At 66.9% G+C, this 12,509-nt stretch carries 12 protein-coding genes; 8 read left to right on the top strand and 4 right to left on the bottom strand.

Features of this window, described 5'->3' with window-relative positions; translation table 11 throughout:
• Window positions 1–99 precede the first annotated feature (99 nt).
• Window positions 100–573, top strand: a complete 474-nt coding sequence (gene irrA / locus ACQR1B_RS00445; RefSeq protein WP_434832814.1) for an iron response transcriptional regulator IrrA — start codon at window positions 100–102, stop codon at window positions 571–573.
• Between the two features lie 108 nt (window positions 574–681).
• On the opposite strand, the gene ACQR1B_RS00440 is transcribed toward irrA, so the two are convergent.
• Complete coding sequence (locus ACQR1B_RS00440) at window positions 682–1,209, bottom strand: SH3 domain-containing protein (RefSeq protein WP_434832897.1); 528 nt, start codon at window positions 1,207–1,209, stop codon at window positions 682–684.
• Window positions 1,210–1,564: 355 nt separating this feature from the next.
• On the opposite strand from ACQR1B_RS00440, the gene ACQR1B_RS00435 reads away from it, so the two are divergent.
• Window positions 1,565–2,566, top strand: coding sequence for a 2-hydroxyacid dehydrogenase (locus ACQR1B_RS00435; protein ID WP_434832815.1), 1,002 nt, complete (start codon window positions 1,565–1,567; stop codon window positions 2,564–2,566).
• Between the two features lie 181 nt (window positions 2,567–2,747).
• Here ACQR1B_RS00435 and ACQR1B_RS00430 read toward each other — a convergent pair whose 3' ends face one another.
• Window positions 2,748–3,551: a HesA/MoeB/ThiF family protein gene (locus tag ACQR1B_RS00430; protein ID WP_434832898.1), complete on the bottom strand. Its 804-nt coding sequence runs from the start codon at window positions 3,549–3,551 to the stop codon at window positions 2,748–2,750.
• 140 nt (window positions 3,552–3,691) lie between these two features.
• Between ACQR1B_RS00430 and ACQR1B_RS00425 the strand changes: the two genes are divergently transcribed.
• Both ACQR1B_RS00425 and ACQR1B_RS00420 read left to right on the top strand, forming a co-directional pair.
• Window positions 3,692–5,059, top strand: a complete 1,368-nt coding sequence (locus ACQR1B_RS00425; protein WP_434832816.1) for a peptidoglycan-binding protein — start codon at window positions 3,692–3,694, stop codon at window positions 5,057–5,059.
• Window positions 5,060–5,489: 430 nt separating this feature from the next.
• Window positions 5,490–6,293, top strand: a complete 804-nt coding sequence (locus ACQR1B_RS00420; RefSeq protein ID WP_434832817.1) for an AAA family ATPase — start codon at window positions 5,490–5,492, stop codon at window positions 6,291–6,293.
• 252 nt (window positions 6,294–6,545) lie between these two features.
• On the opposite strand, the gene ACQR1B_RS00415 is transcribed toward ACQR1B_RS00420, so the two are convergent.
• Window positions 6,546–7,019, bottom strand: coding sequence for a Crp/Fnr family transcriptional regulator (locus ACQR1B_RS00415; protein WP_434832818.1), 474 nt, complete (start codon window positions 7,017–7,019; stop codon window positions 6,546–6,548).
• Window positions 7,020–7,114: 95 nt separating this feature from the next.
• The gene (mutM, locus tag ACQR1B_RS00410) at window positions 7,115–7,996 is read right to left on the bottom strand and encodes a bifunctional DNA-formamidopyrimidine glycosylase/DNA-(apurinic or apyrimidinic site) lyase (protein ID WP_434832819.1); all 882 of its coding nucleotides are present in this window, start codon (window positions 7,994–7,996) and stop codon (window positions 7,115–7,117) included.
• A gap of 105 nt (window positions 7,997–8,101) precedes the next feature.
• Between mutM and ubiE the strand changes: the two genes are divergently transcribed.
• From ubiE to dut, 4 genes are all read left to right on the top strand, one after another.
• Window positions 8,102–8,863, top strand: coding sequence for a bifunctional demethylmenaquinone methyltransferase/2-methoxy-6-polyprenyl-1,4-benzoquinol methylase UbiE (ubiE, locus tag ACQR1B_RS00405; protein WP_434832820.1), 762 nt, complete (start codon window positions 8,102–8,104; stop codon window positions 8,861–8,863).
• Window positions 8,860–10,434: a 2-polyprenylphenol 6-hydroxylase gene (ubiB, locus tag ACQR1B_RS00400; RefSeq protein WP_434832821.1), complete on the top strand. Its 1,575-nt coding sequence runs from the start codon at window positions 8,860–8,862 to the stop codon at window positions 10,432–10,434. The genes ubiE and ubiB overlap by 4 nt, the downstream gene beginning before the upstream one ends.
• Before the next feature lie 167 nt (window positions 10,435–10,601).
• Entirely contained in the window at window positions 10,602–12,041 is a 1,440-nt protein-coding gene (gene coaBC / locus ACQR1B_RS00395) for a bifunctional phosphopantothenoylcysteine decarboxylase/phosphopantothenate--cysteine ligase CoaBC (protein WP_434832822.1), read from the top strand.
• Window positions 12,038–12,496: a dUTP diphosphatase gene (gene dut, locus ACQR1B_RS00390; RefSeq protein ID WP_434832823.1), complete on the top strand. Its 459-nt coding sequence runs from the start codon at window positions 12,038–12,040 to the stop codon at window positions 12,494–12,496. The genes coaBC and dut overlap by 4 nt, the downstream gene beginning before the upstream one ends.
• The last annotated feature ends 13 nt before the right edge of the window (window positions 12,497–12,509 follow it).

The raw sequence follows: 12,509 nt of genomic DNA, 5'->3' as shown, positions 1-12,509 counted from the left end.
GTTGCGATAAGCTTGCATCTGAACAGGTTTCTTCCTATATCGGAATGGGTCGGTGTGAATTTTTCGGTGCATGAAGTGGACGCTAGCAACAACGCTTCGATGAGTGGTCATGACCGGGCCGGTCCGGATGGACTGGGGACGGGGCGGCAGCCTGCACTCAATGGCTGCCCGTGGCACGACGTCAACGAGATGCTGCAGACCGCCGGGCTGCGCCCGACGCGCCAGCGCATGGCTTTGGGCTGGCTGCTGTTCGGCAAGGGCGCACGGCACCTGACGGCCGAAATGCTGTACGAGGAAGCGACGCTGGCCAAGGTTCCGGTGTCGCTGGCGACCGTCTACAACACGCTCAACCAGCTGACCGACGCAGGTCTGCTGCGCCAGGTCAGCGTCGACGGCACCAAGACCTATTTCGATACCAACGTCACCGCGCATCATCACTTCTACCTCGAGAACAACCACGAGCTGGTCGACATTCCGGACCAGCATCTGGCGCTGTCCAAGCTGCCGGAGGCGCCGGACGGTTACGAGATCGCGCGGATCGACATGGTCGTGCGGCTGCGCAAGAAACGTTGAACCGTCGAAACTACTCTGAATGAGTTGGCTGATGCCCGCGCGTTGCGGGCATTTTCGTGTCGGAACCACGACAGACCAGCGGCGCGAGCTGCCCGCTGGCCGACACCGTCAATTCACCTGCTCGTCCGCGTAGACGCCCCACAGCCGCTGCTGCTCGATCCAGCCGTCGAAGCCGTTGCCGAGCACCCGGCACCAGCCATTGCCGCATTTCTTGACTTGGGCGATGACGCCGGCCTGCAGCCGCGCCGTGACGGCGCTGGACGGGCTCGCGCTCTCATAGACTGCGGCGAGATCGTCCTTGTTCTTCATCGTCACGACCGCCGTGCGGCGTCCGGACAAGAGCGAATGATAGACCCACCCTTCCGATCCTTCGGAATCGCGCACCCGGCGCCAGTTCTCATATTCGGCGGTGATTTCGACCGGCAGACCGGAACGGGTATAGACCCAGGCCACGTCGTTGTCCTTGGTCGGACCGGCGCGGACGTTCACATGATCCGATTTGAGGCTGACATAGCGCGGCACCGGCAGGCCGCTGCTGCTGAGAACCGAATCCTTCGCCGCGGCGCCACTGCCGACCGCAACGTCGAACAGCGCCACCAAGAGCACCGCAACCGCACCGAAACGCCCCAACGCAATCGAACTCAACTCACTCTCCCTCGCAAGGATCGACGCTCGCTTCGCGCCCATGATCCCTTCGCCCGATCCCCATCGAACCGCCAGGCTGCCCCCCTTCGTGCACAGAGAGGGCTTGCCGAAAGCGCCAGTCCCGAGCCGCCGTTGGCTTCTTGTCTTGGCCCGGCCTTCTGCTAGACAGGACCCAACACAAGCGGCCAGGAAGCGCCTGAGACTCGCTCGCGAAACCCTGTCAGGGACGGATCGGCCCACTCGCGAGATCCGACATGACCAGTCCAGGGAAGCGCCGGCTCAGGCGACGACGGTAGTTTCGGCGAACCCGGTTAATGAGGTCTGAAGGATCTCATGAGAGCAGCACATGTCAGGTAGGAAAAAGCCCCTCGTCGTGGTGACACGCAAGCTGCCGGACTCGGTCGAGACCCGCATGCGCGAGCTGTTCGACGCGCGGCTCAATCTCGACGACGAGCCGATGAGCCAGGAGCAGCTCGCCGACGCCGTGCGCACGGCCGAGGTGCTGGTTCCCACCGTCACCGACCACATCACGGCCGACATTCTCAATCAGCCCGACTGCAAGCTGCGCATGATCGCGAACTTCGGCAATGGCGTCGACAATATCGACGTCGCGGCGGCTGTGGCGCGCGGCATCACCGTCACCAACACGCCGAAGGTCCTCACCGAGGACACCGCCGATATGACCATGGCGCTGATCCTCAGCGTTCCGCGCCGGCTGATCGAGGGCGCCTCGATCCTCACCGAAGGCAAAAACTGGGCGGGCTGGTCGCCGACCTGGATGCTCGGCCACCGCATCGGCGGCAAACGGCTCGGCATCATCGGCATGGGCCGCATCGGCCAGGCCGTGGCGCGGCGCGCCCGCGCCTTCGGCCTGCAGATCCACTATCACAACCGCCGCCCGGTCGCGCCCGTGATCGCCGACGAGCTCGGCGCCACCTACTGGGAGAGCCTCGACCAGATGCTGGCGCGGATGGACATCATCTCGGTCAACTGCCCGCACACCCCGGCGACGTTCCACCTGCTGTCCGCGCGCCGCCTCAAGCTGGTCCGCAAGGACGCCTACATCGTCAACACCGCGCGCGGCGAGGTGATCGACGAGGAGACGATGACGCGGCTGATCGAGGCCGGTGACATCGCCGGCGCCGGTCTCGACGTGTTCGAGCACGAGCCCGCGGTGAATCCGCGCCTGGTGCGGCTCGCCAAGGCCGGCAAGGTGACCTTGCTGCCGCACATGGGCTCGGCCACCATCGAGGGCCGCGTCGAGATGGGCGAGAAGGTCATCATCAACATCAAGACCTTCCTCGACAACCACCGCCCGCCGGACCGCGTGCTGCCGAGCATGCTCTAGGCCGATCAGCCGCTCAGCAACCGGATTCGTCCTTGCGAACGCAGGGACCCATATCGCGCGATGCCGGAAACAGGCACGCGGCCCGTTCCGCGCACTTCATTGAATTCCGAGAGTGGCTCCCGGATCGGCGCCCGCCGAGGCGTTACGTCGCCCGGCTTGTCCGGAACGACAGCACTGGGCGTTACTTCCGATGCGCACTGAGACCCGCGATCACCGGCCCATCGCCATTGAGCGGGTTCGCCGGATCGCGACCATAGCGCAGCGTCTCGAAGCGCATCGTGCGCGCATCCAGCATCAAGAGCCGGCCGACCAGCCCCTCGCCGAAGCCGACGATCTCGCGGATCGCCTCCAGCGCCATCATCGAGCCGAGCATGCCGGCCAACGCGCCCATCACGCCGGCCTCGGCGCAGGCCGGCACGGTGCCGGGCGGCGGCGGCTCCGGGAACAGGCAGCGATAGGTCGGATTGAACTCGCCCTTGTCGTTGGTCTCATGGGCGCGGATCGTCGTCAGCGACGCATCGAAGGTGCCGAGCGCGCCCGTGATCAGCGGCTTCTTCGCCAGGAAGCAGGCGTCGGAGGCGAGATAGCGGGTGTCGAAATTGTCGGAGCCGTCGAGCACGAGATCATAGCGAGCGATCAGCTCGAGCGCGTTGTCGGCATTGAGCCAGCCGCGATGCGTGACCACGCCGACGTGCGGATTGAGCGCATTGATGCGCTCGGCGGCGCTGTCGACCTTCGGCCGGCCGATGTCGGGCGTGGCGTGGATGATTTGGCGCTGCAGATTCGACAGCGATACCACGTCGTCGTCGACCACGCCGATCGTGCCGACGCCGGCAGCTGCGAGATACATCAACGCCGGCGCGCCGAGCCCGCCCGCGCCGATCACCAGCACCGAGGCGCGCTTCAGCGCGGCCTGACCGGGACCGCCGACATCGCGCAGCACGATATGGCGGGCGTAGCGCTCGAGTTCTTCCTCGCTCAGCATCGTCAAAGGCGTCCTCCGCTGCCGCGTTGCCGTCAGGCCATGATGGAGGCAGCGGTTCTCCACACTGAACCCTCGTCCGATTGTGACCGACCAAGCAGATGTGCTTATTTATGTCAGCGGCAAGAGCAGCGGGATTTGTCATGAGACGGCTGGCCACGGCAACCTTCATCTGCGCGATCGCTGTCGGCGCCATGGCGCAGGCGCAGACGACGCCCGCGCCACAAGGCCAGTTGCCCGGCGCCAAGCCGAAGCCCGTCACCACCCAGCCGGTGCGGCCGGGTGTGCAGGCGCCGGCCGACACCGCCAATGCGATGGGCCAGGCCGAGCGGCTGGCGCTGCAGTCGGACCTCGCCTGGGTCGGGCAGTATAATGGCGCGATCACCGGCGACGTCAGCGAGCGCATGGTCAATGCGATCAAGGAGTATCAGAAGCTCAAGGGCGGCAAGCCGACCGGCGTGCTCAATCCGCAGGAGCGCGCCGTGCTCGCCGACACCGCGCGACGCAAGCAGGAGGGCGTCGGCTGGAAGCTCGTGACCGAGCCGGTCAGCGGCGCGCGCCTTGGAATTCCGACCAGGCTGGTGCCGCAGCAGAGCAGCGACGGCAACGGCTCGAAATGGACCTCGCCCACCGGCACCGTGCAGGTGGTGCTGTCACGGCGCAAGGAGGCCAATCCGACCAGCGCGGCGCTGGCCGATCGCGAGAAGAAGGAGCCCGGCCGCACCGTCGACTACAGCGTCGTGAAACCCGATTTCTTCGTGCTCTCAGGGCTACAGAACCTGAAGAAGTTCTATATCCGCGGCACCTTCAGGGGCGACGAGGTGCGCGTCCTGACCATCCTGTATGATCAGGCCACCGAGAACACCGTCGAGCCGGTCGTGATCGCGATGTCCAGCGCTTTCACCGCCTTTCCGGCGACGCTCGCCGCCCAGCCGGCGCCGCGGCGCAAGGTGGATTACGGCACCGGCCTCCTCGCCAGCCAGGACGGCGCCATCGTCGCCGATCGCGAGGTCACCGACGGCTGCGTGGCGATCACCATTCCAGGCCATGGCCATGCCGAACGCATCGCCGAGGACAAGGAACGCGGGCTGGCGCTGCTGCGCATCTACGGCGCGCGCGGCCTGAAGCCGCTGGCGTTGTCAGGCGGCAATGCGAAATCAACCGTCGACATCGTCGGTATCGCCGATCCGCAAAGCCAGGCCGGCGGCGCCGCTATCAGCAGCGTCAAGGCGCAGCTCGCCGCCAACGGCCCCGGTGATGCGTCGCTGGCGCCGGCGCCGGGGCTCGGCTTCTCCGGGGCCGCGGCGCTGGACGGCGAGGGCCGATTCGTCGGCATCACCCTGCTCAAGCCGGGTGTTGTCGCCGGCACGGCACTCATCCCGGCCACGCAGGTCGTGCTGGTCGGCGCCGACTCGGTGCGCGCCTTTCTGACGGAGCAAGGCGTCAAGCCCGACGGCAGCTCGCCCGATGCCAGGGCCGCCATTGTCCGCGTGATCTGCGTGCGCAAATAGCGCTGCGGAGCGACTGCGGTCGCCGCGCACCGCAGCGCGGCAGGTGTTTACCCAAAATTAAGCATGTCATTTTACAAAAAATTAAGGGCCCGACGGCGGCCGGCGAGGATCTGAGGTGCAGCATCGCGACTGCACGTGATGGTGCTCGGCGATGCCGAGCGTCCCCGCGCGGCACGGCCGCTTCACTTCCTAGCACCTTGCCATCAACTCGGAACAGCCCTCCGCCGTAGTCGACCGGTCTGTCCAAGCGCAGGCCGGACGTGAGAGAGTTCGAACAGTTTTGTCGGCGTGCTGATTCGGACCACCGCGATCCCTCTCGGATCGGGCCGGGACTGTCCTGAGCGAGAATGGCTCTGCACCGCGCAATCGCGATGCACCTCAGCTTTGGCGTTCTCATAAGTTCCGTCAACATCCGAAGGACTGTCTCCCGATGTACACGATCGTTTTGGCCACGCAGAAGGGCGGCAGCGGCAAGAGCACGCTGGCTATTGGTCTGGCCGTGGCGGCCCAGCAGGCCGGCCACAAGGTGCGCGTGATCGAGACCGACCGCCAGGGCACGCTGTCGAAATGGCAGGCGCGCCGCAATTCGGGCGAGCCGATCGTCGAAGCCGTCTACGATTCGAAGATGATCGAGCCGCGCATCGAAGCGCTGGCGCTGGACGGCGTGACCGTCTGCGTGATCGACACCGGGGCCGGCATCACCGCATCCACCACGGCCGCGATTCGCCATTGCGATCTCTGTCTGATCCCGGCGCGTCCGAGCGTCGCCGACATCGAAGCGACGGCGCCGACGCTCAGCATCGTCAGAGCCTGGCGTAAGCCGTTCGCCTTCGTACTCAACCAGGCGCCGATCCGCGGCGGCCACCGCGTCACCGACGCGACATCGGCGCTCGATGCCGATGCGCCGCGCGACATCGCCGAGGTGCTGGCGCAGCCCTTCATCATGATGCGCAACGACCACCAGGATGCCCTCGCCGCCGGCCTCGGCGTCACCGAGTTCGACGCCGACGGCAAGTCGTCGCAAGAGATCAAGAGCCTGTGGCGCTGGACCGCCTGCAAGCTCGCCGGCGACCACGTGATGCACGAGGCGGTCGAGCTGAAGGAAGCGAGCGAGCACAGCGACGTCGAATTCCCGATCATCCTCACGCCGCAGCCCGAGGAGCCCAAGGTACCCGTGGCACGCGCCTATCCGACCTGGGCCGACAGCGGCATCAACTGGAAGGCGGGGTTGTAGTCAGTTCGCAGCCTTCACCACAGCGACGGTAAGCTCCCTCGTCCGCCAGCGGCAGGGCGTTCGCATATGACAATCTGAGCTTGGCGGGCATCTGTCTCAACGTCGTCATGGCCGGGCCTGTCCCGGCCATCCACGTCGTTGTTCGGCTAAGAAAGAAAGACGTGGATGCCCGGGACAAGCCCGGGCATGACGGAGCAGCAAATCGGCAGGCGTTCGTGCCGCGATTGCCGTATGTCGTCAAATACGACCGCCCTACCTCTCCCTCATCTCCAGCGCCTTGATCCGCGCATCGGCGCGGCGCAGGCGGCGGCACAGTTCGCGATTGATGTTCTGCATCACGATCACGTAGGCGTGGATATCGGCCTTGTAGAACGCATAGAGCTGCTGCGCGGTGAGCTCATACAACACGGTCGGCGTTTCGGCGACCACCGTGGCCGACCTGTTCTGCATCTCCAGCAAAGTCATCTCGCCGAAGAAATCGCCGGGTCGAAGGCTCGACATCAGGATCGCGCCGCCGGTTTCCAGACGCTCACTGACCTCCAGCATTCCACTGTGCACGACGAACATCGCGCGCCCCGGCTCGCCCTCCGCGACGATGGTCGCCCCGGTCTCGAAGCGGCGCTCCACCAGCATCGACACCAGCAGATCGAGGCTCGCCGGCGACAGGCCGCCGAAGAACGGCGTCGCGAGCAGGAATGCTTTCAGATCGGGCGAGCTGACAGCCATCGCATCAGTATACGCCCGGGGCCAATCGCGACAAGCAGACCGCAGTCGCGGCCATCGGCAAAACGGCGGCCCGCGCCGGCCCGTCGGCCATCACGTCACCGCTGACACTTCGGACACCAGAAGGTCGAGCGTCCGTTCTGCACGAAGCGCTTCACCACGCCGCCGCAGCCGTCGGTGCGGCACGGCTCGCCCTCGCGGTCATAGACCTGGAACGAATGCTGGAAATAACCGAGCTCGCCGGTGGTCTGGCGATGGTCGCGCAGCGACGAGCCGCCGGCCTTGATCGCCTCGTTGAGAACGGTGTGGATCGCATCCACCAGGCGCCGGGCGTGGTCGGTGGGTTCACCTTTTTTCGTGGCGAGCGTCGCGGCCAGCCGCCGCGGCGACAGCTGCGCGCGGAACAGCGCCTCGCAGACATAGATGTTGCCGAGGCCTGCGACGACGCGCTGGTCGAGCAGCGCCGCCTTGAGGCTGGTCTTCTTGTTGGCGCAGGCGCGCGCCAGCATCGCGGCGTCGAACGCGTTGCCGAGCGGCTCCGGCCCGAGACCCTTCAGATGCGGCTCGGCGTCGATGTCGCCGCGGGCGATGATCTTCATGAAGCCGAAGCGGCGCGGATCGTTGAACACGATGTCGGCGCCCGACGACATGTGAAACACGACATGGTCGTGCACGCTGTCCTTGCCGCGCGGATAATGAAACTCGCCCGGCGTCGCCTCGCCATTCGGCTTGATCACCCGGAACGAGCCGGACATGCCCAGATGCATCAGGAGCACGTCGCCGGAGCCGAGATCTGCCAGCAGATATTTGGCGCGACGGCCGAGCCCGGTGACGGTCTGGCCCTGCAGGCGCTTTGCAAAATCGGGCTGGAACGGAAACCTGAGATCGCCACGCCGGGCCTCGGCGGTGACGATCCTGGCCCCTTCCATGACCGGCTGCAGCCCGCGCCGGACGGTCTCGACTTCGGGCAGTTCAGGCATGCCGCTTCATTTCACCTTTTGCGTCCACGACCATTCACCTTGTCCGGCTGACGTGATAGCGCCTTGGCCGCGCGGGCGCTATGCTGCCGTATCGGAGTAAGGGTGATGGATCAGGCGGACCAAACCACGCATTTCGGCTTCAGGGATGTGCCTCTGGGCGAAAAGCAGACGCTGGTGAACGACGTGTTTCACAGCGTGGCACAGCGCTATGACCTGATGAACGACCTGATGTCGGCCGGGCTGCACCGCGTCTGGAAGGACATCATGATCAACACGCTGAACCCGCCGAAGAGCGATGCGCCGTTCGCGCTGCTCGACGTCGCTGGCGGCACCGGTGACATCTCCTTCCGCGCCGCCGGGAAGGCCGGCGCAGGCTTCCATGCCACCGTCTGCGACATCAATGCCGACATGCTCGAGGTCGGCCGCCAGCGCGCCTACAGACTGGGGCTCGACGACCGGGTCGATTTCGTCGAGGGCAATGCGGAGAAGCTCGCCTTCCCGGACCGCGCCTTCGACGCCTACACGATCGCGTTCGGCATTCGCAACGTGCCGCAGATCGAGCTGGCGCTCGCCGAGGCCCACCGCGTGCTCAAGCATGGCGGCCGCTTCCTGTGCCTGGAATTCTCCACCGTCGAGGTGCCCGGGCTCGACAAGCTCTATGACCTGTTCTCCTTCAACGTGATCCCGCAGCTCGGCCGCGCCGTCACCGGCGACGCCGAATCCTATCGCTATCTCGTCGAATCGATCCGGCAGTTTCCGCGGCCCAGCACCTTCGCCGAGATGATCTCGGCGGCGGGCTTTGCCCGCACCTCCTGGCAGACCCTCTCCGGCGGCATCGTCGCGCTTCATTCCGGCTGGCGTTTGTGATCTCCGCACTCACCCATACGACGCGGCTCGCCCGGGCCGCCCTGGTGTTCGCGCGCGAGGGCGTGTTCGGCGCCGTCGATCCGAGCCTGGCGCCGCCACCCGGCCAGCTCGCGCTGAAGCTTGCGCGCCTGATCGAGCGTCCCGGCGCCAAGTCCGGCCGAAGGCTGTCGCGTGCCCTGGAGCGCATGGGCCCGGCCTATCTCAAGCTCGGCCAGTTCCTGGCGACGCGACCCGATGTCGTTGGCGTCACCATGGCGCGCGACCTCGAATCGCTGCAGGACCGGCTGCCGCCGTTCCCGCAGGCCGAGGCCGAAGCGGTGATCGCGGCCGCGCTGGAGCGGCCGATCAGCCAGGTGTTCGTCTCGCTCAGCGCGCCCGTCGCCGCCGCCTCGATCGCGCAGGTCCATCGCGGCGAAGTCGAGCGGGACGGCATCCGCCGGGCGGTCGCGGTCAAGGTGCTCCGGCCGAACGTGGCCGCGCGGTTTCGCCGCGACCTCTCCGACTTCTTCTTCGTTGCCGAGAAGGCCGAGGCGCATTCGTCGGAGGCGCGCCGGCTGCGCCTCGTCGAAGTCATCAACACGATGTCGCGCTCGGTCGCGATGGAGATGGATCTCCGTCTCGAAGCCGCCGCGCTGTCGGAGATGGCCGAGAATACGCAGGGCGATCCCGACTTCCGCGTGCCGACCGTCGACTGGGATCGCACCGCCAACAACGTGCTGACGATGGAGTGGATCGACGGCATCGCGCTCAACGACCATGCGCGGCTGGCGGCGGCCAATGTCGACCTGCCCGATCTCGGCCGCAAGGTGATCCAGAGCTTCCTGCGCCATGCGCTGCGCGACGGCTTCTTCCACGCGGACATGCATCCGGGCAACCTGTTCCTGGACAAGGAAGGCCGGCTGGTCGCGGTCGATTTCGGCATCATGGGCCGGCTCGGCATGAATGAGCGGCGCTTCCTGGCCGAAATCCTGCTCGGCTTCATCACCCGCGACTATCGCCGCGTGGCGGAGGTGCATTTCGAGGCCGGCTACGTGCCGCCGCATCATTCGGTGGAGAATTTCGCGCAAGCCATCCGCGCCATCGGCGAGCCGATCCACAACCGCACGGCCGAAGAGATCTCGATGGCCAAGCTGCTGACCCTGCTGCTCGAGGTCACCGGCCTGTTCGACATGCGCACCCGGCCGGAGCTGATCCTGCTGCAGAAGACCATGGTGGTGGTCGAGGGCGTGGCGCGCGGCTTCGATCCCAGGCTCGACATCTGGAAGGTCGCCGACCCCGTGGTGCGCGAATGGATCGAGCGCAATCTCGGGCCCATCGGCCGCATCGAGGGCGCAGTGTCCGGCGTCGGCGACCTGGTCCGGCTCAGCACGACCCTGCCGGTGCTCGCCGCCCGCGCCGCCGCCGTGCTCGAGCACATGGAGACCATGACCCGCGACGGCCTGCGGCTGTCGCCCGAAACCATCGCCGCGATGGGCCGCACCGAAGGCAAGAAGAGCCGCTGGCGCGCCATCGCGCTCTGGGTCATCGCGCTGACCTTCATCGGCATCTTGTTCGCGGTGTTGAGGCTTTGATGTGGGTGGAAGCCGAGCACCCGCGACGTTGACGGTCCGCTCCCTCGCCCCGCTTGCGGGGCGAGGTGCACCGAGCCAGCCGAATCGTGAATGCTCACCCGAGGCACGATTGCAATGCCATCAATTTCTGCTAGCATTGCACTCAACGCCAATGCTGGGAGGCGGTCATGGCCAGCCTGACCATCCGCAAGCTCGACGAGTCCCTAAAGACCTATCTGCGGCTGCGCTCGGCGCAGAACGGGCGCTCCGTCGAGGAGGAAGTCCGAGTCATCCTGCGCGCGCTGATCGAGCCGGTCGATCCCGCCGAGCCGCCACCCCACCCCGCCGAAGCGTCCGCCCCGCCCGAGATTGAACTGCCGCAACCCGGCCAGGCGCGCGCGGCCCGCGTCACGCTGATCATCGGCGGCGGCATCGCGGCGTACAAATCGCTCGACCTGATCCGGCGGCTCAAGGAGCGCCACATCCGCGTCCGCTGCGTGCTGACCCAGGCCGCGACGCAGTTCGTGACCGAGCTCGCCGCATCGGCGCTGACCGGCGACCGCGTCTTCACCGACCTGTTCGACGCCCGCAGCGAGTTCGACGTCGGCCATATCCGGCTGGCGCGCGACTGCGATCTGATCGTGGTGGCGCCGGCAACCGCCGATCTGATGGCCAAGATGGCGCAGGGCCTGGCTAACGATCTCGCCAGCGCCGTGCTGCTGGCGGCGAGCCGGCCGATCCTGCTGGCGCCGGCGATGAACCCGATGATGTGGAGCAATCCGGCGACGCGCCGGAATGCCGCGACCCTGCAGCGCGACGGCATCCAGATGATCGGGCCGAACGCCGGCGAGATGGCCGAGAAGGGCGAGGCCGGAATCGGCCGCATGGCCGAGCCGATCGAGATTGCGGACGCCGTCGTCGCCATGCTGAAGCCGCCCGTGCCGCGCCCGCTCGCCGGCCGCCGCGTGCTGATCACCGCGGGCCCGACGCACGAGCCGATCGATCCGGTGCGCTACATCGCGAACCGCTCCTCCGGCAAGCAGGGCTTTGCCATCGCCGCCGCGGCGCAGGCTGCGGGCGCCGACGTGCGGCTGATCACGGGCCCCGTCGAACTGACCGATCCCAAGGGCGTCAGGGTCACCCATGTCGAGTCCGCACGGCAGATGCTGGAGGCGGTCGAGGCCGAGCTGCCGGCTGACGTCGCGGTCTTCGCCGCGGCGGTGGCCGACTGGCGCGTCGCCAACGAGGGCGGCCAGAAGCTGAAGAAGACCGCGCATGCGATCCCGCCGCTGCAGCTGGTCGAGAACCCGGACATCCTCGCCACCATCTCCAAGCGGAAGGAGAAGCGCCCGGGACTCGTGATCGGCTTCGCCGCCGAGACCGAACATTTGATCGACAACGCCAAAGCCAAATTCGCGCGCAAGGGCTGCGACTGGATCGTCGCCAACGACGTCTCGCCAGCGACGGGTGTGATGGGCGGCGACCGCAACACGGTGCATCTCTTGACGCGCGACGCCGATGCCGTCCATGTCGCGTCGTGGCCGATCATGACCAAGGACGAGGTCGCGACCGCGCTGGTCGCCGAGATCGCCAAGGAACTCAGCAAGCCCGTGGGACATTCTGCGTGACACAGACGATCACCATCGACGTTCAGATTCTGCCGCATGGCGAGGGCCTGCCGCTGCCGGCCTATCAGACCGCGCATGCCGCCGGCCTCGATCTGCTCGCCGCGGTTCCGGACGAGGCGCCGCTGGTGCTGGACGCCGGCCACCACGCGATGGTGCCGACGGGACTGTCGATTGCGCTGCCCGACGGCTACGAGGCGCAAGTGCGGCCGCGCTCGGGGCTTGCCGCGCGTCACGGTGTCACGGTGCTGAATGCGCCGGGCACGGTCGACGCCGACTATCGCGGCGAGGTCTGCGTGCTCTTGATTAATCACGGTCGGGAACCGTTTACGATTCGCCGCGGCGAGCGCATCGCGCAGATGGTGATCGCCGCCGTGGCACGTGCGGAATTCAACGTCGCCGCGTCGCTGTCGTCGACGGCGCGCGGCAGTGGCGGCTTCGGCTCCACGGGCCGTTGAACGATGGGCCGTT

The sequence above is a fragment of the Bradyrhizobium oligotrophicum genome (assembly GCF_051168495.1).
Lineage (GTDB): Bacteria > Pseudomonadota > Alphaproteobacteria > Rhizobiales > Xanthobacteraceae > Bradyrhizobium > Bradyrhizobium oligotrophicum_A.
This window is presented reverse-complemented; position numbering and strand designations above follow the sequence as displayed.